We start from the raw sequence: 22035 nt of genomic DNA on the forward strand, positions 1-22035 counted from the left end.
AACACAGGCTAGATAACTTTCATTACTCTTCTGTTATTTCTCAGGCACTTTTGGAGATGCCTCATTACTCGGTTGTATTTTATTGTTTATGATGATCTGGCTACCATTTTTAAGCTTTAATTGGCCGCTGGTCACAACAACATCTCCTGGACTCAACCCTTTTAAAACAGCAATCTGATCGCCTCGAGTATCTCCCACGGCCACGAAAATCTGTTTTACCACCAGAATTGGTTGATTATTTTTGTCTTTTTTTCCACTATCTTTAACAAGAAATACAATATCACCATAAGGATTAAAGCTAATCGCCGATTGCGGTAATGTTAGATAGTTTTGTTTCCCTCCTGTTAGAACCTCTACGCGAGTAAACATACCTGGTTTTAATTTAAAATCAGGATTAGGGAGCGTCGCTTCCACTCGAACATTTCGCGTAGCGTTATCTACAATAGGTTCTATTGTAGTAATTTTTCCTTGAAAAATTTTATCGGGGAACGTGTCAGTTACCACTTTTACTGTTTGTCCAAGTTCTAACTTTGCCAAAACTTGTTGGGGTAAATAAAAATCCACATAAATTGGATCTAAAGACTGCAATGTAGTCACTGCATCCCCTACATTAAGATACTGTCCTGGATTAATATTATTTATCCCTAATTGTCCAGAAAAAGGAGCTCGTATCGTCTTTTTTTCCACGGTTGCGGCTTGTTGTGCAACTTGGGCCTGTAAATTTTTCAGATTCCATTCATCAGCATCTACTGTCTGTTTACTTACTGCATGGACCATATATTGGGCTTTATCACGTTTATAGGTAATTTTTGCCAATTCAACTTGCGCCTGTAATGAGTGCAATAATCCAAGTTCTGTACCCGCATTTAATTGCACTAAAACAGTGCCTTCCTTAATCGTTGTACCAGGAGTGAAATAGATTGTTTGGACCATACCCGCAAGTTCTGTAGTGACGTTCACACCTAAACGTGCCCGTATGCTCCCTACTGCTTTTAAGGCGGGTTGCCATGAGGAAGGTTCGACTTTCATGGTCGATACCGTCACAGGAGGTGACTTCATTTGGAGAAAAAATTGGTTCCTCATGTAATTAACAAAAGCTTTCCAGCCAAAAATCAGGCCAAAAAGAATCCCCACCGTAATTAACATTATGATCATCTGTTTTTTCAAAAAAATTTCTTTCATCATAGACACTCTTTGACACACCAAGGTTTATGCCACCAGCCCCCACCTAAGGCCTGGAATAATGCGGCCGTATCACTATAACGCACAGCTTGCGCTTGAATACGACTAATTCGCGTCTGTTGGTACTGCTGTTGTGCATTTAATAAATTGATATAACTTACACCGCCTAAACGATATTGTTGCAGGGTAAGATTCAAAGCAGCTCGAGCCGCGTCTTCAGCTTTTATTTGTGCTTGCAGAGTACGGGCGTCGACTTCTAATCCTCTTAAAACATCCGCCACATTTTGAAAAGCTTGCAATAAGGTTTGTCTGTATTGAGCAGCCGTCTGTTGATAAGCAGCCATTGCTGCACGTCGTTGCGCCAATAAAGCACCGCCATGGAATAAGGGCTGCACCACCTGACCAGTCAGCGCCCAAACTTCATTTCTTTTGGTAAAAAGGTTTGTAAACGTGGTATTCAACCACCCCTCATTCGCAGTAATCGTAAATTGCGGGAATAAATTAGCCGTTGCTACGCCAATTTGTGCACATGCTTGGTGTAGTAATGCTTCAGAAGCGCGCACATCCGGACGTTGACGAACAAGATTTGAAGGCAAGCTCACCGGTAACTCAGTGGGTAATTTTAAACGATCTAATCGAATAACGGGTAAAGGAGCATCTGGAAAAACTCCTACAAGCGTAGCTAAAGCGTGTCTGGCTTGTGCTAAGTTTTTTTGAAGTGGTGGCAAAGTTGCTTTTGTTTGTTCGAGTAGAGTTTGTTGTGTTAATACATTTTCTTTGGAAACGCCTCCCAAACGATACTGTTGATTTAAAATATTAAGAATCCCTTGTTCAGCCTTGATTAAGTCCACTGTTACATCAATTTGAGCTTGATAAGATGCAACTGCTACTGCTGTTGTAACAATATTAGATGTCAACGTCAAATAAGCAGCAATTACTTGAAATTGCTGATAATCCACCTGTGCTTTTAAACCCTCAATTTGACGCCTTGCGCCACCAAAAACATCCAAGGTGTAGGATAAATTAAATGAAGTATAAACAAGATTAAACGTGACGCTGTCACTTGGAATTCCTATTTGTAGCCCTGAATAACGTTGTCTTTGAACCATCTGAGATGCATCAATTGCCGGCCACATTGAGTTACCAATTTGGGCTTTTAGATTTTCTTGTGCTTGACGCAAAGCAGCTGAAGCAGCCGCTAAATTCGGACTATTGGTTAAGCCCGTATGAATTAATTCATTGATTTCGGGTGAATGATAAAGCTCCCACCACAATAAAGGGATATCTTTATTCGTAATAAACGTTTGTGCTTGTCCACCAGCCCCTGAAGTATTTACGGTTTTTTTCGGTAGCGGTTTTTCAGTATATTTTTTGACTTTTGGTGGTCTAGGTGTATGAAAATTGGGCCCTACCATACAAGAAGTTTGCAACACTGCGCTCAGCGAAACCAGTATAAAAACTTTTATATGACGTTTAAAATCAAACACTAACCACAATCCTTTGCCAATCATCCAATGAATAGTTATTAATTTATCATGGATCAGTGTGGGTTGACAGTTTTAGTGAGCAGAATTGTTGTTTTCAGCAGATGTAGTGTAGTTTAATTTGATTGAGCAATAAATGATCATACAGTATAATGAACACCACTTTAAGGGTGCGATTCAATGAGCAACGAAGGAATTAAATATGCCTGCTGTAAAAATAACAGGAATGGGATGTTATTTACCTAGAAACAAAGTACTTTCCACTGAACTTGATTTACAACTTAATTTACCTCAAGGCAGTGTCCAAAAAAAATCCGGCCTGATTTCACGACACTTTGCATCCTCCGATGAAACAACTTCTTATATGGGAGCCCAAGCAGCATTAATTGCAGTCCAAAAGGCAAATATTCAATTAACAGATATTGATGCCATTATCAGTGCCTGCGGTGTAGGTGAACAGCCAATTCCATGTACTGCTGCATTAATCCAAAAAGAATTGGGGTTGGAGCAATCCGGAACAGCTTGTTTTGACATAAATAGTACGTGTTTAAGTTTTATTAGCGCCTTAGACATTGCATCGTATTTAATCGAAGGCGGACGCTTTAAACGTATTCTCATTATTTCTAGTGATATCGCTTCGGCAGGATTGAATTGGGAGGATATGGAAACCTGTACTATTTTCGGCGATGGTGCTGCGGCCTGTGTACTTGAAAAAAGTAAAGGAACACACCGTACTCTCTCGTCACATCACGAAACGCATAGTATTGGCTCTACGTTCTGTCAAATAGAGGCTGGGGGGACACGCCTTCCCCCTAAAAATCCATTACAACATATAGAACAAGGCCTCTTTTATATGGAAGGTAAAAAAGTATTCAAATTAGCGTCCAAATTATTGGACAATCTCATGGACAACCTCTTGAGTAAAGCCAATCTTAACTTAAGTGACATTAATTGGTTCGTACCGCATCAAGCAAGCCTGCTCGCGATGAATCACATACAGAAAAGATTAAATATTCCAACTGAAAAACTTGTTTCTATTTATCCCTATCATGGAAATCAAATTGCAGCATCTATTCCTACGGCATTATGTACTTTAATTAATAGCGGCCAGTTACAACGTGGACAATTAGTGTTATTAATCGGTACTGGAGCTGGTCTAGCAGCTGGTGGCCTCATCTTGGAGTACTAATATGGTTTGCGTTGTGACAGGAGCAACAGGTTGTCTCGGATTGAATTTGACTCAACGATTGATCAAAGAGGGCCATGAGGTAATTGCCTTAGGACGCAATGAGCGGCTTGGCAAAATCATTACGGAATCTGGTGCCCAATTCATAGCAGTCGATTTGCTTAATCAAGATAAGTTAAAAAAAATAACTCTGAATGCTCAAACTATTTTTCATTGTGCGGCCCTATCTAGTCCTTGGGGACGGTATAAAGATTTTTATGATGCCAATGTGCTGGGCACCCAAAATATTATTGAAGCAACGCCCCCAAATACGCGGTTAGTTCATGTTTCATCGCCAAGTATTTATTGTGATTTCACAGAACAACATAATATTAGAGAGGATTCACCCTTACCCGCAAAACCAGCCAACTATTATGTAAAAACCAAATTACTTGCTGAAGCGCTGATTGATAAAGCCTTTCAAGAAAAAAATCTTAATGTGATTACGATACGTCCACGAGCTATTTTTGGTCCTTATGATCGAGCTATTTTACCGCGTATACTCCAAAATGAAAAAAAGGGGATCCTGCCTATTATTGGGAATGGAACTAATGTAATTGACATTACTTATGTTGAAAATGTAGTAGAAAGTCTGCTTTTAGCAGCCCAAGCAAAGCAGCAATTTTGCGGTAACAAATATAATATCACCAACGATGAACCACGAACTTTAATCACCATTATTTCTGAACTTTTTAGAGTCTTAGAAAAGCCATTTATACCTAAATACATCCCCTACTCGATAGCGAAAATATATGCTGCATGTATGGAAGGACTCTATAGTTTCCCACTTATTCAAAAAGAACCACGTTTAACCCGATACAGTGCAGCCGTTTTATGTATGGGACAAACATTAAATATTGAAGCGGCCCAAAAAGACTTGAGTTATCAACCAAAGATCCCCATTAATCAAGGAATAGAACGTTTTACGGAGTGGTATCAAAAATCATGATAGAGTATCAATTATTTGAAGTTGGTTTTTGCAAATATTGTGCGCGAATGACCTTAAAGAATGCCCATTGGAAACAAAGCGAATACCCAGCCCTCTGTACTTTAATCAAACATCCAACTTACGGTTATATCTTATTCGATACGGGTTATACCAACCGGTTCTTCCAATTAACCCAAAAATTTCCCTTTTCCCTTTATAGACACCTAACCCCAGTAATGCTAAAAAAATCGCTTAAAGAACAATTAGCGGAAAATAATATCCAGGCTTCAGAAATTAAAGGAATTGTGATCTCACATTTTCATGCAGATCACATAGGCGGTTTAAAGGATTTTCCCAATGCCCAATTTTTCTGCCACCCTGATGCCATAAACGACATTCATCAAAAAACCGGAATAAAAGCATTAATACAAGGATTCTTACCCGGATTACTTCCTAAAGACTTTTATGAGCGCCTGGTTTTATTAAAAAACGAAATTGAGCTGAAGCCCAGCCTATTCCCCTTTACAACTGGATTCGATCTCTTTAATGATGGACAGATCATTGCCATCCCCTTACCAGGACATGCAAAGGGACAAATAGGTTTATACTTTAAAGCCGAGCAAGATACTTTTTTAATTGCAGACAGTTGTTGGCACCAAGAAACGTTTAAAGAATTGATTTTTCCAAGTAATCTAACCTACTTGATTCACGATAATAAAGAAAGCTATCAGCAAACAATCCAGAAATTACACCAACTTTTTAAAAATAATAAAGAAATCGATATGATTCCTTCCCATTGTCAGCACATTCGCGCTCGTCTTTCAGGAAATCAATCATGATACTTAGACTCCTTTATTATTATTTTAAGACACACTATCTGCGAAAACGATTTAAATCACGAGCCCAACTGTCTACTTACCAGGAAAAAAAATTTAGAAAGCTCGTTAAAACAACTTTATATAAATCCCCTTTTTATCAACCCTATTTGGATAAACCCCTGAGTGAATGGCCCATTATTAATAAAAAAATAATGATGCAACACTTTGATGAAATAAATACGATGAATATAAAAAAGGACCAGGCGCTAGAATTGGCTTTAAAAGCGGAAAAGACCCGCGATTTTTCCCCCTTAATCGATGGTATTGCTGTGGGACTTTCTTCTGGCACATCAGGAAATCGGGGTTTATTTCTTGCCGATGAAAAAGAGAGGGATGCCTGGGCGGGGATTTTATTGGCTAAAGCCTTACCCCAAGGATTAAAACGAAAGGAGCGCATTGCTTTTTTCCTTAGAGCAAATAGTAAACTCTACACAACCCTCAACAAAAGCAAAAAAATTCAATTCCATTTTTTTGATTTACTCGAAAATTTCCAAACTCATATTGATCGTTTAAATCAAATACAACCTACCATTTTATCAGCACCCACCTCAGTATTACTTGCTTTAACAAAGGAAAAACATCGTTTATCCATAACCCCTGGAAAAATATTTGCTGTGGCTGAAGTTTTAGAGAAACGTGATGAAGCAATTATAAGGAATGCTTTTAATTGCCAGGTCGCACAAATCTATCAATGCACCGAGGGATTTTTAGCCATTAGTAATAAAGACAGTAATCATTTATTAATGAATGAAGAATATTTGATTATTGAAAAAGAATGGCTAGATGAAAAACGCTTTGTACCTATAATCACGGATTTAATGCGAACAACACAACCCATCATCCGCTATCGTTTAGATGATGTACTTGTTGAAGAACAATCAAATGGTGTTTTTACACGATTGGCAGGAATTGAAGGACGTGTGGGTGATATTTGTTATGCAACCCAAAATAATAAAGTATTTCCCCTCTTTGCCGATCTGATACGCCAGAAAATGGCATCCTTCACTTTTGAATTCGATGATTACACCATCCAACAACATGCCTTAAACCAATTTACCATTCAAATCACTCCTGATTTACCCGAGAAAGATGCCTTAATCGCTCACTTAAACGAATTATTTCAAGCACTAGATTTCGATATTCCTGCATGGCAATGGCAACCTTTTATAAAAAAAGAGCTTGGTGCTAAAAACCGAAGAATCCAAACACTACCCGAAATCGTGCAGTTTTTTTAAACTCATCATAGAACGAGTACTCAAAGAATAAGACTTCTGAATTTTGTTCCTGTACAATGATGTTTTTTTACACAAAAGATACAAAGTAATCATGCGCTCTAGATCATTTTTTACTAGCCCCAAAATATTCACTAAAAAGACTGTTGAGATGGATGAGCATGCATTCACAAATAATGGATCCACCGCATTGATTACCGAAGGGGTTTGTACTTGCATTGCTTTTGTAATTAAGGGTACATATTTAGATAATGAGCTTGAGAAAATCAATTTTTGTGGGTTATATCATTGGTCAGGTTTTAGAATTTCAAATAAAAACCAAGACCAGTTAGCTCAAGAAACCTTGGAATGTTTCTTAAAAAATCTTCGTATTGCATTTAAATTATCCCATCTTACTCCGATTGAAATAGCATCACTTCAATTTATCGGTGGAGAAAAAAAAGAAATTGACGGTGATGAACTAATCCTGAAGGGGACGGAAGCTGAAGTTATGTCTTTAACAAAAATAGTCCAACAATTTGATTTTAAGGGGCATTATTTTATTCTTCATCCTGAGGCAATTGAACATCATCACTTTTTAACCCGGGGCGATCAATCCATTACAATAAAAGCCACCCCCCACACGTGTAATTTTTATATTGATTCAGGCATAACCGAATATTTATCCTGCAACACAACAGGTGGGAACTCCCCCTAGGGGGAGTCGTAAAGAAATTATCGTGATGCTCTTTGAATATCTTTACCCACATGAGATACGTCTTGCCCAAAACCATGAACAGTACCACAAGAACTTAATGCCCCAAGTGTTGCAAAACATACGCCAATAATCATTATTTTTTTCAGAATGTTCATCTTTTTCCCCTATTTTTATTTTTAAAATGATTTCTGCATGTCTATTATTTTAGACCATATTTTTATAAGTTAGAAATTAATAAATGATTTTTAACTGATAGATCATTAATGTATTTTCTAAAAAATATTGCTACAGTATTTCGATCTTCCGCTATAAAAAAGAGATATAAATTTTGCGTTCACTCTTTGTAATTTATGTTTTAATCGCGCTCACATTAACGGGTTGCTCTTTTTTTGGTGAGCTACATACGAATACAAAGCCAATCAACGCCCCTGATTTAGCAATACAACACATTTATAAAAAACCTAAAGAAAGCAAATCAGCACCTTATTTTAAACGGTTTAATGATCCACAGTTAGAGCAACTCGTCTCTGTAGCTCTTGCTGATGCCCCTGATATGCGCAGCGCCAAAGCACGAGTTGTCCGTGCCAAACAACTTGCAAAAATTGCCTATTCATCACTTTGGCCATTTATAGACTCCAGTGGTTATTTGGACAAAGCCTATTTCCCAATACACGGAAAAATACCACCACCTGTAAACTCAATAAAAATTGACCAAGCGAATATTGCAAATATTGGCTTAAAATTTAATTATGAGCTGGATTTTTGGGGCAAAAATAGAGAAACCTTAGCCAGTAGATTAAGTGAAACATTTGCAGCACAGATGGATCTCGCCGAAACCCAACTTGTTTTGAGCGCAGCGATTGCTACCGCTTATTTTGAAGTACAAAATAACATTATCCAACAGCGTTTGGCCAAAGAAAATGCACGCCTGTTAAAGCAACTTGCTGATATCATCGTGGACCGAGAACGCCAAGGTATTGAATCGAATATTCCTGTAAAAACAGCTGTAGCCGATGCTCAGGAAGCCATATTATCCATAGAAAATTACAAACGCGCTGAAATGCAATCGCGACATCAATTAGCCGTTTTAATAGGTAAAAATCCCTTAAATACACAAATTGAACCCGCTGCTTTTGTTTATAACAAAAAACAACTCCAGTTACCTGCAATAATTCCTGCAAATATACTGGCCCAAAGACCCGATATTGCTTCAGCTCGCGCCCTTACTGAAGCTGCAGCCCATCAAGTGAATGTTGCAAAAACCGCTTTTTTCCCCAATATTAATTTGAAAGGATTGCTCAGTTTACAAAGTCTGTACTTTAGCAAAGCGTTTAATGTATGGCTCCAAAACGATCATGCCTCTGCTGCAGTTGATCTACCGATTTTTGATGCGGGTGCACGAAAAGCGAATCTTGGAGTTAACTATGCTGAATTTGAACTTGCAGTAAACCAGTACAATCAAACTATTTTAAATTCATTGCAACAAGTCAGCGATCAACTTTCTACCTTAAAAACCCTTAATACTCAAATTACAGCCCAGAACCAAGCATTAATTAATATCCAATCCAATTACAAATTACTCCAGGCGCGTTATACTCAGGGAATTATTGATTACACTCAACTAATTGAAATCAAACAGTTATTAATCCAACAAAAAGCCATTTTGAATAATTTGCAAACACGTCAAAAACAAGCTTTTGTAGCCTTATTAGCAGCCTTAGGTGGAGAGCTATAGAATTATGGCAGAACAAACAGAAACTGAAGCCGACTCGAAAAAAGTAGGTGCAACACCTGAAACATTACGTAAACGTAAATTTGCTATACTCCTCCTCGGCGGTATTTTTTTACTAACTGCATTTTTATGGTTTTTCTATTGGCTCATTTGGGGACGATTTGCACTCTATACCGATGATGCCTATGTAAACGGAAACATGGTGCAACTGATGCCTCAAATCCCAGGCACCGTTATCACGATTAACACCGATGAAACCCAATTAGTTACTGAAGGCCAAATCATAATTAAATTGGATCCTACCGATTATGCAATAGCCCTACAAAGAGCTAAAGCCGATCTAGCACAAACCGTCAGGCAAGTACGTCAGTATTTTGAAAATGCGGCTCAGGCACAACAAAATGTGAATGTGAGCAAAGCAAATCTAATAAAAGCGAAATTAGATTTAAAACGTCGCGAAGGTCTGGTTGGTAATCGAGCAGTATCCCGGGAAGAGATGCAACATTATAAAACGACATTAGAGACAGCTCAGGCAACGTATGATAGTTCAGTGCACCAACTAGATGCAGCTCTTGCTTTAGTTGAAAATGCACATTTGTACACTCATCCACTTGTTGAAACGGCCAAAGCAAATCTAAAAACAGCTTATCTGAATTTGCAAAGAACAACGATTGCAGCCCCCATCACCGGTTACGTGGCAAAACGCAGTGTGCAACCCGGACAGCAAGTCTCGCTAAACTCCGTCATGTTAGCTATTATCCCACTGCACGATACCTGGGTAGATGCTAACTACAAAGAGTCCTCTCTAAATGATATTCGTATTGGGCAGCCAGTTACTCTTTATGCCGATGCGTACCCCGAAATGACATATCATGGAACCGTTGTTGGTTTAAATGCAGGAACAGGGTCTGCCTTTTCTTTACTCCCGCCACAAAATGCAACTGGAAACTGGATTAAAATCGTACAAAGACTTCCTGTGCGTATTAGTTTAAACCCCGATGAGTTGAAAAAAATTCCATTGCAACTTGGATTATCCATGCGCGTGACTGTTGATATTCATAACTTAGACGGCCATCGACTTCCACAAACTGCTGAATCTAAATTTAAATATCAAACAACGGTTTATAAAAAACAGCTTGCTGAAGTAAAATCGCTGATTGACGAAATTTTACATGCTAACTCACCCGACATGTTCCTCCCAAGGACAAATCATAATGGCTGAGCGTCCTCCTCTAGTTGGCAGTAGATTGGCTCTGATGACCATTTCTTTATCATTGGCCATCTTTATGAATGTCCTCGATATCTCTATAGCTAATGTTGCCATTCCAACCATTGCAGGCGATTTAGGTGTGAGTCCAGATAATGGCACTTGGGTAATTACCTCTTTTGCCGTAAGTCAAGCCATTATGCTGCCGTTAACAGGATGGCTAGCCAAGCGTTTTGGTGAAGTTCGTTTATTCATCTTCTCTACAAGCTTATTTACCATTGCCTCCGTGCTTTGTGGATTATCAATAAGTTTGGAGATGTTGGTTTTTTTCCGAGTAATTCAAGGTGCTGTTTCAGGACCGATGATTCCTTTATCACAAAGCATCCTCCTTGCTAATTATCCTCCTGAAAAGAGAGGATTGGCAACCGGAATATGGACTATGACTGCGGTTGTGGGACCGATATTTGGTCCAATCCTAGGTGGTGTGATTACCGATAATTATACCTGGCCCTGGATCTTTTATATTAACGTCCCCGTGGGCATCTTCTCAGTAATATTTACGCTCATTACTCTTAGTGGGCGAGAAACACCAATTACTAAATTTCCTATTGACTTTATTGGCCTGATATTATTATCAATAGGCATCGGCAGTTTGCAAATTTTATTAGATAAAGGTCAAGATTTAGATTGGTTTCACTCACCATTCATTATGACTTTAGCAATTATCTCGACGGTTACGCTTAGCTTTTTAATTATTTGGCTTTTAACGCAAAAACACCCGATCATTGATTTATATTTATTCACTAATCGCAATTTTTCTATTGGAACAATCAGTCTAACTTTAGGTTTTATGGTCTATTTTTCCACCGTAGTTATTTTTCCCTTATGGCTACAAACGCAAATGGGTTACACGCCAACTTGGGCAGGGTTTGCAGTTGCCCCGGTGGGAATTTTACCCTTTTTTTTAACACCTCTTGTAGGTAATTATATGGGTAAATTTGATCTACGCATTATTATCAGCCTTGGGTTTATTGTGTTTGCAGGGACATGCATATGGCAATCTACCTTTTACACTGAAATGAGTTTTAATCAACTTATTATGCCGCGCTTTATTCAAGGCATTGGCCTTGCTTTTTTCTTTACCCCATTAATCACGCTCATTTTGACTGAACTCCCTCCTGATCGCCTGGCGAGTGCATCGGGCCTTGTCAACTTTTGTCGAATTTTGGGTAGCAGTTTTGGCACATCCATCAGTGTCACGTTATGGAATCATAGAGAAGCGTTACATCAAAGCCATCTGGTGGAACAAATAACCGCGTACAATCCTTTAGTGCAACAATCACTCAATCAACTTCATTCATTGGGAATATCGGGCCTCAAAGGGTTCGGGGTTCTCTATGCAACAATCATCAATCAAGCATTTATGCTGGCTACAAATGACATTTTCAGACTCGCGGCCTGGATTTTCATTTTTTTGCTGGCCATGATTTGGCTTGCTGAACCTACCTATGTACGCTCGTCCGTAAGGATTGCAACAGAGTGATTGTTTTTGAGCCAATTCTTCCCTATAATCGCCATCGGCTTTAAATAATAAAAATAATAATAAAGGTGTTCTGAAATGAAAAAATGGATTCTACTGGCAACAACCAGCTTAATGATGATGAGTGCTCATGCAGATAAATCTTGGTGTGGATATAAAGATTATTTCCGCTTAAGCGATACATCCCACCCTGGTATCTATGTGGTTAGCGGATTTAATGATGCAGATGTCATGCTTCACCTAATTGGACCACGTAGTTTTGAGATTTTAGACGGCTTTGCATGTCGTTCAGGTTACGCTCATGTTACTGTTGCTTATGACTCAGAGAATTGGTGTGTTCTTGATATTAAAGACGGTCCATTAATGAACCATCCAGTTGTTAATGCTTCTTGTAACGGAATTCGCTACATTGATACAGTATACGATGGCATGGGAAGTTACTCCTATACGATTAATCTTGATTAACAAAGTTACCCCTTGTCCTGAAGAATTAAGGCAAGAGAGACTCCTATAATATTAAGATAAATATTAATCTGGACTCCTTGCCTTTATCCAAGTTTCCCCCGATGGCCCAGCACGTCTTATCTTTTCTTGCCCATATCTAAAGACCAACCACCACCTAAAGCTTTAATTAACTGAATACTCGCAATTTGACGACGAGTGTGGATATTAACTAATGCAAGTTTTGATTGTAGTGCGGTATTTTCAGCGACAACAACTTGCAGAAACGTAACCAATCCTCCTTCGTATCGGTATAACTCTTGATCCCAAGCGCGTTGTGCTGCACGAGCTGCGGCATTTTGGCTTCGATACTCCTTATCGAGCTGATGAATCGCAATCAGATTATCTTCCACTTCTTGGAATGCAGTTAAGACCGTTTGCCGATAAGTAGCAACGGTCTCAAAATATTGAGCTTTGGCTTGATTTAATAAGCCTCGCAATCGACCACCATCAAAAATCGTTACTTGTGCTACAGGTTGCGTTAAGGTCAATAAACTCAACGGACCAAGTGCCCAAAAAAGGCTGGGTTTTGAAATGAGATTCGCAAGACTTTTGCTCTGAAAACCAGCACTTCCACTTAAGTCAATCTCAGGGAAAAAAGCAGCTCGTGCGACGCCAATATTTGCATTTGCCGCTTGAACCCGAGATTCAGCAGCAACAATATCAGGTCTTCTTTCTAGAAGAGTTGAAGGAATGTTGGGGGCTATTTCCAGAAAAATCTTAGGTGATTTGGCTGGAGGCACAGAAAAATTACTAGGTATTTCCCCAACCAATACTGCAATTGCATGTTCAAACTGAGCGCGCTGTAATCGCATGTCTGCTGCCATGGTTTTTGCATTCTCAAGCTGAGTTTCAGCTTCATCCACATCGGCTATAGGTGCAGCCCCACCTCGATAACGATTTTTTGTTAAATAAAGAGCTTTTTGATACGCGATAACGGTAGTATCCAAGATACGTTGTGCCTCATCGCTTCCTCTTAATGCAAAATAATCATTCGCAAGTTCTGCTTGTAGACTCAAACGAACCGAAGCAACATCAGCAGCACTCGCCGTAGCAGTGCGCTCACTAGCAATGACCGAATTGCGAACGCTACCCCATGCATCAAGCTCATAAGAGAGAAAACCGCCCACTAAAAATTGGTTAAATACAGGAGGAGTTACAGGATTCGCTACCGTTCGTGAGTTTTGCTGGCGATCCGCATTGAACAATCCCTGCATGAAGGGGAAAAAATACGATCGAGCTACTTGTACTAATGAAGTTGCTTCTTGAAAATGAGCATAGGCCAATTTCAAATTTTGGTTTGCTCCATTCAGCTGGTTTTCTAAATCATTTAAAACAGGGTCATTAAACGCTTGCCACCAAGCATCGGGTGAAACAATTTTTGGTGTCGATTTAATTTCCACCCATTTTCCTGGTTCCTTAAAGTGTTCAGGGATAGGCATAATCGGGCGATGATATGTTGGAGCCAAAGAACAACCCATTAATGCAAAAACAAGTGCTCCAGCACCAAGCAATTTTTTCATGAAACAACTCGCACAGTTTCACCATTCATAATGGCATCAGGAGGATTAAGTACAACGCGATCACCGGGCAAAACTCCTGTGGCAATTTCAACTGTTGCACCAAAATCGCGTCGTAGCGTAACCGATTTTAAGACAATCTTGTTGTCTTTATCCAAAGTCGCGACTTGTAATCCTTGAGCCTGAAAAAGCAAGGTATTAACAGGAAGAATCACCGTTTTGGGAGGAATAGCTAAAGTAAACCAAACTTCAGTATACCCACCTGGCAATAACTCCTTATTTTTATTGGGAGAAATAAATTGAGCGAGCAAAGTACGGGTATTTGGATCAATCGCTTGCGCTGTTTCAAATAATTTGGCCGAAAAAACTTGCTTGGGGTGCTCCGCAAAATGGAGATCTACTGTCATATTGGGTTTAATTCGTGAAGAGTAATACTGAGGAATTTTGACATAAATTCGCAAAGGACTTGTTTGGGCAATACGAAACAAGGGTTGCGCTGTTGAACTACTTCCTGCGTCAATTAAATCACCAATATCGGTGGCGCGATCTGTAATAACACCATCAAAAGGAGCGATAACACGTTCAAAACCGACTAATTCTTGTAATCGTTGCAAATTAGCTTTAGCAGCAAACATCGCAGCCTCTAAAGCCGCAGCTGTACTCACTTTTTCGTCAGTCTCTTGTTGAGATACCGATTCTGTTTTTACTAAATGAAGCCAACGCTTTGCAGTAATCTGCGCCAATTGATTATTTGCAATTGCAGTCTTCAAATCAGCCCTTGCCTGACGTTCCTGCGCATCAAGCTCCGGTGTTTCAATAACGGCAAGCAAATCACCTTTTTTAACCTGACTGCCAATATCTACATACCATTTTTTTATATAACCATTAGTCCGTGCATAAATAGGTGACTCGTGCCAAGCTTGAACATTGCCTGGTAAAATAATTTTATCAACCCCTTTTTCTTGTTTGGCTTCCATCACTCGGACCACAGGAACAGCATCTGCAAGAGTCTCATTACGTAAGTTTATCGCTGCATAAATACGTAAAACAATTATCACTAAAATGAAGAGTAAAAAAACTGTTATCGCGATAACAAGTCGTCTATGTTTATGGTTCTGTACATATGATCGAATGGATTTAAGCATGGTCCTTCCTTTGCTTCTTCTTCAACTTGCGTTCGTGAATTACGTAAAAAATTGAAGGGACAAAAAAGAGAGTAGCCATCGTTGCAAAAGATAACCCTCCAATTACCGCCCGTCCTAATGGAGCATTTTGCTCCCCTCCATCTCCCAAGCCTAAGGCCATAGGAAACATACCGATTATCATGGCTAATGCAGTCATCATAACAGGTCGTAAACGCGTCTGTCCTGCCTCAAGCGCTGCTTTCATGGGATCATTTTCAGTTGCAAGATGATCGCGAGCAAAACTAATAATAAGGATACTATTTGATGTTGCAACTCCCATACACATTATTGCTCCTGTGAGTGCAGGCACGCTTAATGCGGTATGAGTAATAAATAACATCCAGGCAATTCCTGCAATCGCAGCAGGCAAGGCAGTAATAATAATAAATGGATCAACCCATGATTGAAAGTTAATAACAATCAGCAGATAGACTAACAAAATCGAAAAAGCCAAACCCCAATACAAACCATTAAATGCATGCTCCTTAGTATCAATTTGCCCACGAATCGCTACCGAGGATCCTCTGGGCAACTTGTTTTGCGTATCATTAATAATTTTCTGGATGTCTTTAGTTATCGACCCTAAATCTCTATCTTGGATTGAAGCAAAAATATCAATCACTGGTTGAACATTATAATGAGACTCAACAACAGAGGTCCAAGTACGTTTCAATTTTGCAAAAGAACCTAAAATTTGCAGTTGACTGGGCAGAGTTAAACTTCCAATTGGGATATTAAGCAAATCATTTAATGAGGTCATGACGTATTGGGGTGCTTGAGTGACAATTGGATAAGACACCCCATTTTTAGGATCTAACCAAAATGTGGGGGTCGTCTGAAAACTACCTGATAAGGTCACTAATAAATCAGAGGCGACATTGAATTGAGTAAATCCAAGTTCATTTGCCAAACTACGGTCAACCTCCACAAAAAACTCAGGATAATTGTTAGATTGTCTTATTCGCACATCTGTGAGACCAGGAACACGCTTTAACTGCTTCATCAAGTTATTGGCATAACGCGCATTGTCATCTTTTTTTAAGCCAATAACCTGAATATTAATAGGTGATGGCAAACCAAAATTGATAATTTGGTTTACGATATCAGCCGGTAAAAATGCGAACGTCACAGCAGGAAAATGTTCTCTTAGGACTGATCTTAATTGATGCACATAATCAGAACTGGGGCGATGCCCGTCTTTTAAAGAAATTAAGATGTCAGCATCTTCTGGTCCATTCGTTGCTGAATTGCTGTATGATAAATTAATACCGCTAACGGGTAACCCAATATTATCAACAATACTCCCCATATCTTTAGGGGGTATCACTTGGCGAATCACAGTATCAATATTATCTACAATTCGTGCAGTTTCCTCTACTCGGGTTCCCGTGGGAGCACTAATATGTAATTTAATTTGTCCTGCGTCCACATCAGGAAAGAAATTCGAACCAAGCCATGGCCAAAGCAATAATATTGAAATGGCAACAAAACCTAAAAAGTAACAAATAAAAACTTTTGCATTGTTTAATACCCAAGATAATGATTTGGAATATTGGCCGCGCAATCGTGCAAATTGTTCTTCAAATGATTGGTGTAGGCGCGCAAATCGTCCCTTATCTTGCGCTTCCCCGCTCAAATCGTGTTTATGCAACCAATATTTTGCCAGGGTAGCGACCAGAGTACGTGATAAAATATAAGACATGAGCATGGCAAAAATTACCGCCTCAGCTAAAGGCACAAATAAATATTGAGCCACGCCCCCTAAATAAAACATAGGGACAAACACGATACAAATACATAAAGTTGAGACTAAGGCAGGTATTGCAATCTGTTTGGCACCGTCAAGAATTGCTTGTTCTACTTCTTTACCCTGTTCCAAATTCCAGTTAATGTTTTCAATAGCAACCGTCGCATCGTCAACTAAAATACCCACAGCAAGTGCCAAACCACCTAGGGTCATGATATTGATTGTCTCTCCCAACGCAGAAAGAATAGTAATCGATGCAATAATGGATAAAGGAATGGACAAAGTAATTATAAGCGTACTCCGTAAACTTCCTAAAAAGAGTAAAATCATAAGCCCGGTTAATGCCGCTGCAATCACTCCCTCCGTAATAACTCCGTGAATCGCGGCGGTAACAAAGATTGATTGATCTGCAAAATTGGACAAATTAAGTCCTTCTGGAAGCATGTTCTTAACTTTAGGCAATAAATCCTTAACTCGATTCACGATATCTAAAGTAGATGCATTACCGGTTTTTTGGATTGACATCATCACAGCCCGTTTTCCATCCACTCGTACTATATTGGTTTGGGGTGCAAATCCATCACGCACATGTGCCACATCACGGATATATAAAACCCGACCAGGGGTTGATTTAACCGGCACATCATTTAAATCAACGGCTGAAAGCGGACTACCATTTAATTTAACAATGTATTCATACTCACCTATTTTTTGTGTACCTGCAGGGATAATCAGGTTTTGCGCAAGAATTGCACTATTAACTTCTTGTGCGGAAATACCATAGGTTTGCATGGCTGGAAGATCTAAATCGACCTGGATTTGACGTATTTTACCCCCATAGGGATACGGTAATGCGGCTCCTTGTACGGTTGCAAGTTGAGTACGCAGAAAGTTATTGCCCAAATCATTTAATTTTTGTTCTGGGATGGTTGCACTCGATAATACCAGTTGTAAAACAGGAACTGTTGAGGCTTTATAGCTTAAAACCAATGGCGGTAGTGTCCCAGGTGGTAAGTTACGGAGCATCGTTTGTGCGATTGCTGTGACTTGGCTTAAAGCCAAATCAACATTCACATTGGGTTGAAAAAATAATTTGATTACACTGACACCAATCAGCGACGATGATTCAATATGTTCAATATCATTTACGGTGGTAGTAACGGCCCGCTCAAAAACACTCGCAATGCGATTACCCATTTCATCAGGAGGCAAGCCTGAGTAATTCCATACAACGCTCACAACCGGGATATTAATGTCAGGAAAAATATCTGTAGGAGTACGCATTATTGCTAGTGGCCCAATAATAAGGAGCATTAAGGCCATTACAATAAACGTGTAAGGTCGCGAAAGTGCAATCCATACAATCCACATAAATATCCATATTAACGATTTGAAAAGTAGACCATTATATCCATGAAATACATCAAATATTAAGAATAAACTTGAGTTTTTATTGGGAAATTATGCCTAAACTCATTTAGATAATCCTCTTTTTTGAAAAAGAGGAATTATTTATAATAAGATTTCAACAAGTCAGCTGCAAATGAGATTTTGTTTTGGATTGAACTTACCCACTTTTAACTGAGATCAAATTCCTGACCACAACGAACAAAACCAGCAAAACCTTGAGTTTGTGCATCAGGTAGCGCTCCATCATTATAATGATACAACCAACACTTGGCTTTAATTTCAGGCTCTAAGGTGACTAACTGATCAAAATGAGCATGAACTCCACTAGGAGTTTCCATGGTTTCACAATCATGAAAAATTACAGATGCATCATGATAATAGGGCGAAAAGTGTTCAGGGGTAAACCGCGCATCCGTTGTAATGAAGATTTTTTTCCCTTTGTAACCAATATTCAAACCATAACTGGGCATTAATTCTTTATTAGAATAAATATGGAAAGTTTGTACTGGGTTCAATGTTAAGCCCTCCCAGTTAAAAGGGTGACCAGTACGAACTAATTGAACTTTAAAATAATCGCTTAAAGTCGCTTCTTTATCATCGAGTGTTTTTAACCCTCCACTTAGACTGCCATTCCATAAGAGATCAACTAAATCCTCATGGATAATTAAACGAGGCATTCCCATCGGTTGGGAGGCAAATTTTCGTTGAAAAGCGAACCACTCGATCCCGCCGATATGATCGGCATGTAAATGACTAATATAGAGTGCATCAATATCTTGAGATTGATATCCGGCTTTAGTTAAAGAAAAACGAATATCTGTACCACAATCTATCAGAAGTTTTTTACCACTATCTGTTAAAAGTAGCATATTTGATTGAAAATTTCCGAAATCCGTTCCTATACCGCTACCGGCTCCTAAAAATAACAATTTCATTAAATAATCCTTGAACTGTTTAAGGATCAAGTCTGGCTCGTCCTGGAATTCCCTAATTAACAGACCTCTCTTCTATAAAGAATAGCATTTAAAATAAGTTATTAGAAATAGCCTCCATTATTATATAAATAAGCTATTCTTGAAGGTAGGTTAATGGAAAAAAGAGTCAAACGTGCTCAGAAAGCTCCATCTTAAAAACACACGTCTTTTATACTACTTTTTCTTCTTCTTAGCGCTCACGTTAATGAGCCTTATCATTTGTTTATTTGCCTTAAAACACATCGCAGTTCAAGAGGTTATTGATGGAAATGAGCGTTATCAATTGTATATGTTAGCTAATAAACTTCGACAAAGTTCTGATGATTTAACCGAGATGGCCCGCCTTTATATAGTAACGGGCGAGAAAAAATACCGTACTTACTATAATGAAATTTTAAGCATACGCAATGGAACTTCGCCCCTACCTTTAGACTATGATGAATTGTATTGGGATTTGGTTATTAAAAACAAACGACCCCAATCTTATGGCCCAGCAAAATCATTATCCTCAATGATGTTGGAGCATCATTTTACTCTCAAAGAATTTTCATTACTAACTAAAGCAGAAAACCAAAGTAATAAACTATCAGAAACTGAAATTAAAGCCATGAATTTATTTGAGGGGAAATATCCAGATAAATCAGGGAACTACACGATAATTGGCAAACCTAACCCTCAATTAGCGCAACAAATGGTTTTTGGCGATGATTATACGAGTGCCAAATTACAAGTGGTAAAACCCTTACAAGAATTTTTTAAACTGGTAGATAGCCGTACATTCATAACCAATGAAAAAATTGATCTCAAGATGTCAAAAATTATTGCCTTGGCTCTTGCGCTTTCACTTCTGTCAACAATACTCATGCTCTTTTTTATTATTCATGCATTAAAAACATTATCGAGAGTAAATGAGGCAAATGACTTATTACTCTTGAATATTTTGCCAGAAGCAATCGCCTCACGCTTGAAAATGGGAGAGGAAGATATTGCCGATGAATTTTCTCAAGCCAGTGTTATGTTTGCAGATATTATTAATTTTACGCAACTAACGGAACAATTGGGTGCTAAAAAAACGGTAAATATCCTCAATCGCTTGTTTGCTGAGCTTGATAAACTCACAGAAAAATATTATGTAGAAAAAGTTAAAACCATTGGTGATAACTATATGGCAGTCTCAGGTGTTCCCGAACAAACCACCCGGCATGCAATAAATATAGCGAATTATGCGTTGGCTATTCTGGATCGAATGATGACTTTTAATCAAGAACATAAGATGGAACTTCAGTTTAGGATTGGTATCACCTATGGTACGGTAATCGCCGGAATCATTGGTCATAAAAAATTTGTTTATGATATATGGGGTAATGTGGTCAACTTAGCCAGTCGTCTAGAAGAAACCTCCCTTCCTAATAAAATCCATATCTCGGAAAAAATGGCCTTTATGCTTCAAGATGAATTCATTATTGAGCCACGAGGAACTCTAGAAATGAAAGGAATTGGCAAGGTAAACACTTTTTTCCTGTTGGGAAAAAAAGAAGTATAAACCACCGTTAGCGTTTATTTATCCTTATGGCAACGTGGACAAATTCCATAAATATTCAATGCATGATCCGTCATGTGAAAATTGGCGCGTTCGGCAATAGTTTTCTGTCTTTGTTCAATGACTTCATCAACAAACTCTTCAACACAACCACATTTAATACAAACCAGGTGATCATGATGTGCCCCCTGACTCAATTCAAATACAGAGTGTCCTCCTTCAAAATTATGTCGATTCACTAATCCTGCAGCTTCGAATTGCGTTAACACACGATAAACAGTTGCAAGACCAACGTCTTCTCCTGTCTCTAATAGCGCCTTATAAACACCTTCCGCGCTCAAATGATGATTAAGAGATTGCTCCAATATTTGTAATACTTTTAAACGGGGTAAAGTAATCTTCAATCCAGCATCTTTTAGCTGCTTACTCTCTTCCATCAATTCTCCTTCGCAGTAAAGAACTTGTCTTATCGAAACCTGAAAAAATTCCAGTAGATCCGGTACCCTTAGCTTGCACAGTAAGGTTTATCTGCTTTTCTAGGTTAAAGGTGTCTTTCATTAAATGACGTGTTATTATGGCGAAATTTTTCACGATAGGCAAAAAAATGAGAATAATAATTTTTCTACTAGGAATTGTATGCACCTTAACTCTTACTCAATGCTCATCATTTGATCTGTCTCGACGAGTAGCACAGCAAGGAAATTTGTTACCAAAATCGAAAATTGACCGACTCAAAATAGGGATGAGTAAAAATGATGTTGCTATATTAATGGGGACTAGTTTGTTAAGTCCTACGTTTAATGAAAACCGCTGGGACTACGCATACACTTGGCGTAGAGGCCGAGGATATATGACTATGTCCACAGTGAGCTTATACTTCCAAAACGGTGCTCTGGCTCGTATCGAACGTGGTAAACTAAAACCAGGGGTAGCATCACTTAATCAACCACCAGACATTAATCAAGAATAAGCAGGACATAAAGCGGTGCTGTATCGTAGCCTGGGTGTAGCGAAGCGAAACCCGGGTTTCGCTTCGCTAAGGACACACTATATA

General features: G+C 38.8%; 19 protein-coding genes. 11 read left to right on the forward strand and 8 right to left on the reverse strand.

Annotated features, from left to right (window positions below):
- Nucleotides 1-33: 33 nt before the first annotated feature.
- Together ACWTEW_RS37180 and ACWTEW_RS37185 are read right to left on the reverse strand one after the other, a co-directional pair.
- Complete coding sequence (locus tag ACWTEW_RS37180) at nt 34-1182, reverse strand: efflux RND transporter periplasmic adaptor subunit (protein ID WP_454783074.1); 1149 nt, start codon at nt 1180-1182, stop codon at nt 34-36.
- A complete protein-coding gene (locus ACWTEW_RS37185; RefSeq protein ID WP_454783017.1) occupies nt 1182-2669 on the reverse strand; it encodes an efflux transporter outer membrane subunit in 1488 nt (495 codons plus the stop codon). The genes ACWTEW_RS37180 and ACWTEW_RS37185 overlap by 1 nt, the downstream gene beginning before the upstream one ends.
- A gap of 199 nt (nt 2670-2868) precedes the next feature.
- On the opposite strand from ACWTEW_RS37185, the gene ACWTEW_RS37190 reads away from it, so the two are divergent.
- From ACWTEW_RS37190 to ACWTEW_RS37210, 5 genes are all read left to right on the forward strand, one after another.
- The gene (locus ACWTEW_RS37190) at nt 2869-3855 is read left to right on the forward strand and encodes a beta-ketoacyl-ACP synthase III (RefSeq protein WP_454783018.1); all 987 of its coding nucleotides are present in this window, start codon (nt 2869-2871) and stop codon (nt 3853-3855) included.
- Nucleotide 3856: 1 nt separating this feature from the next.
- Nucleotides 3857-4840 carry an NAD-dependent epimerase/dehydratase family protein gene (locus ACWTEW_RS37195; RefSeq protein WP_454783019.1) on the forward strand — a complete coding sequence of 328 codons (984 nt, stop codon included), beginning with the start codon at nt 3857-3859 and terminating at the stop codon, nt 4838-4840.
- Nucleotides 4837-5658, forward strand: a complete 822-nt coding sequence (locus ACWTEW_RS37200) for an MBL fold metallo-hydrolase (protein WP_454783020.1) — start codon at nt 4837-4839, stop codon at nt 5656-5658. The genes ACWTEW_RS37195 and ACWTEW_RS37200 overlap by 4 nt, the downstream gene beginning before the upstream one ends.
- On the forward strand, nt 5655-6932 hold the full coding sequence (locus ACWTEW_RS37205) for a F390 synthetase-related protein (RefSeq protein WP_454783021.1): 1278 nt from the start codon (nt 5655-5657) through the stop codon (nt 6930-6932). The genes ACWTEW_RS37200 and ACWTEW_RS37205 overlap by 4 nt, the downstream gene beginning before the upstream one ends.
- A 91-nt stretch (nt 6933-7023) precedes the next feature.
- A complete protein-coding gene (locus ACWTEW_RS37210) occupies nt 7024-7626 on the forward strand; it encodes a hypothetical protein (RefSeq protein WP_454783022.1) in 603 nt (200 codons plus the stop codon).
- 17 nt (nt 7627-7643) lie between these two features.
- On the opposite strand, the gene ACWTEW_RS37215 is transcribed toward ACWTEW_RS37210, so the two are convergent.
- Entirely contained in the window at nt 7644-7781 is a 138-nt protein-coding gene (locus ACWTEW_RS37215) for an entericidin A/B family lipoprotein (protein WP_454783023.1), read from the reverse strand.
- A gap of 173 nt (nt 7782-7954) precedes the next feature.
- Between ACWTEW_RS37215 and ACWTEW_RS37220 the strand changes: the two genes are divergently transcribed.
- From ACWTEW_RS37220 to ACWTEW_RS37235, 4 genes are all read left to right on the forward strand, one after another.
- Complete coding sequence (locus tag ACWTEW_RS37220; protein WP_454783024.1) at nt 7955-9361, forward strand: efflux transporter outer membrane subunit; 1407 nt, start codon at nt 7955-7957, stop codon at nt 9359-9361.
- A gap of 4 nt (nt 9362-9365) precedes the next feature.
- Nucleotides 9366-10580: an HlyD family secretion protein gene (locus ACWTEW_RS37225; protein ID WP_454783025.1), complete on the forward strand. Its 1215-nt coding sequence runs from the start codon at nt 9366-9368 to the stop codon at nt 10578-10580.
- Complete coding sequence (locus tag ACWTEW_RS37230; protein ID WP_454783026.1) at nt 10573-12108, forward strand: DHA2 family efflux MFS transporter permease subunit; 1536 nt, start codon at nt 10573-10575, stop codon at nt 12106-12108. The genes ACWTEW_RS37225 and ACWTEW_RS37230 overlap by 8 nt, the downstream gene beginning before the upstream one ends.
- A 75-nt stretch (nt 12109-12183) precedes the next feature.
- Nucleotides 12184-12570, forward strand: coding sequence for a hypothetical protein (locus ACWTEW_RS37235; RefSeq protein WP_454783027.1), 387 nt, complete (start codon nt 12184-12186; stop codon nt 12568-12570).
- Between the two features lie 116 nt (nt 12571-12686).
- On the opposite strand, the gene ACWTEW_RS37240 is transcribed toward ACWTEW_RS37235, so the two are convergent.
- From ACWTEW_RS37240 to ACWTEW_RS37255, 4 genes are all read right to left on the reverse strand, one after another.
- Nucleotides 12687-14129, reverse strand: coding sequence for an efflux transporter outer membrane subunit (locus tag ACWTEW_RS37240; protein WP_454783028.1), 1443 nt, complete (start codon nt 14127-14129; stop codon nt 12687-12689).
- Nucleotides 14126-15271: an efflux RND transporter periplasmic adaptor subunit gene (locus ACWTEW_RS37245; RefSeq protein WP_454783029.1), complete on the reverse strand. Its 1146-nt coding sequence runs from the start codon at nt 15269-15271 to the stop codon at nt 14126-14128. The genes ACWTEW_RS37240 and ACWTEW_RS37245 overlap by 4 nt, the downstream gene beginning before the upstream one ends.
- The gene (locus ACWTEW_RS37250) at nt 15264-18428 is read right to left on the reverse strand and encodes an efflux RND transporter permease subunit (protein ID WP_454783030.1); all 3165 of its coding nucleotides are present in this window, start codon (nt 18426-18428) and stop codon (nt 15264-15266) included. The genes ACWTEW_RS37245 and ACWTEW_RS37250 overlap by 8 nt, the downstream gene beginning before the upstream one ends.
- A 206-nt stretch (nt 18429-18634) precedes the next feature.
- Nucleotides 18635-19402, reverse strand: coding sequence for an MBL fold metallo-hydrolase (locus ACWTEW_RS37255; protein ID WP_454783031.1), 768 nt, complete (start codon nt 19400-19402; stop codon nt 18635-18637).
- 172 nt (nt 19403-19574) lie between these two features.
- Between ACWTEW_RS37255 and ACWTEW_RS37260 the strand changes: the two genes are divergently transcribed.
- On the forward strand, nt 19575-20984 hold the full coding sequence (locus ACWTEW_RS37260) for an adenylate/guanylate cyclase domain-containing protein (RefSeq protein ID WP_454783032.1): 1410 nt from the start codon (nt 19575-19577) through the stop codon (nt 20982-20984).
- A gap of 14 nt (nt 20985-20998) precedes the next feature.
- Here ACWTEW_RS37260 and fur read toward each other — a convergent pair whose 3' ends face one another.
- Nucleotides 20999-21418: a ferric iron uptake transcriptional regulator gene (fur, locus tag ACWTEW_RS37265; protein WP_454783033.1), complete on the reverse strand. Its 420-nt coding sequence runs from the start codon at nt 21416-21418 to the stop codon at nt 20999-21001.
- 137 nt (nt 21419-21555) lie between these two features.
- On the opposite strand from fur, the gene ACWTEW_RS37270 reads away from it, so the two are divergent.
- On the forward strand, nt 21556-21951 hold the full coding sequence (locus ACWTEW_RS37270) for an outer membrane protein assembly factor BamE (protein WP_454783034.1): 396 nt from the start codon (nt 21556-21558) through the stop codon (nt 21949-21951).
- The last annotated feature ends 84 nt before the right edge of the window (nt 21952-22035 follow it).

It is taken from the genome of Legionella stuttgartensis (genome assembly GCF_977063405.2).

Excerpts from the sequence above, each read along its gene's own strand:
- ACWTEW_RS37205 (WP_454783021.1), top strand. The coding sequence starts at position 5,655 with ATGATACTTAGACTCCTTTATTATTATTTTAAGACACACTATCTGCGA.
- ACWTEW_RS37230 (WP_454783026.1), top strand. The coding sequence starts at position 10,573 with ATGGCTGAGCGTCCTCCTCTAGTTGGCAGTAGATTGGCTCTGATGACC.
- ACWTEW_RS37225 (WP_454783025.1), top strand. The coding sequence starts at position 9,366 with ATGGCAGAACAAACAGAAACTGAAGCCGACTCGAAAAAAGTAGGTGCA.
- ACWTEW_RS37215 (WP_454783023.1), bottom strand. The coding sequence starts at position 7,781 with ATGAACATTCTGAAAAAAATAATGATTATTGGCGTATGTTTTGCAACA.
- ACWTEW_RS37210 (WP_454783022.1), top strand. The coding sequence starts at position 7,024 with ATGCGCTCTAGATCATTTTTTACTAGCCCCAAAATATTCACTAAAAAG.
- ACWTEW_RS37190 (WP_454783018.1), top strand. The coding sequence starts at position 2,869 with ATGCCTGCTGTAAAAATAACAGGAATGGGATGTTATTTACCTAGAAAC.
- ACWTEW_RS37245 (WP_454783029.1), bottom strand. The coding sequence starts at position 15,271 with ATGCTTAAATCCATTCGATCATATGTACAGAACCATAAACATAGACGA.
- ACWTEW_RS37270 (WP_454783034.1), top strand. The coding sequence starts at position 21,556 with ATGGCGAAATTTTTCACGATAGGCAAAAAAATGAGAATAATAATTTTT.
- ACWTEW_RS37195 (WP_454783019.1), top strand. The coding sequence starts at position 3,857 with ATGGTTTGCGTTGTGACAGGAGCAACAGGTTGTCTCGGATTGAATTTG.
- fur (WP_454783033.1), bottom strand. The coding sequence starts at position 21,418 with ATGGAAGAGAGTAAGCAGCTAAAAGATGCTGGATTGAAGATTACTTTA.
- ACWTEW_RS37235 (WP_454783027.1), top strand. The coding sequence starts at position 12,184 with ATGAAAAAATGGATTCTACTGGCAACAACCAGCTTAATGATGATGAGT.
- ACWTEW_RS37240 (WP_454783028.1), bottom strand. The coding sequence starts at position 14,129 with ATGAAAAAATTGCTTGGTGCTGGAGCACTTGTTTTTGCATTAATGGGT.
- ACWTEW_RS37180 (WP_454783074.1), bottom strand. The coding sequence starts at position 1,182 with ATGAAAGAAATTTTTTTGAAAAAACAGATGATCATAATGTTAATTACG.
- ACWTEW_RS37200 (WP_454783020.1), top strand. The coding sequence starts at position 4,837 with ATGATAGAGTATCAATTATTTGAAGTTGGTTTTTGCAAATATTGTGCG.
- ACWTEW_RS37250 (WP_454783030.1), bottom strand. The coding sequence starts at position 18,428 with ATGTGGATTGTATGGATTGCACTTTCGCGACCTTACACGTTTATTGTA.
- ACWTEW_RS37255 (WP_454783031.1), bottom strand. The coding sequence starts at position 19,402 with ATGAAATTGTTATTTTTAGGAGCCGGTAGCGGTATAGGAACGGATTTC.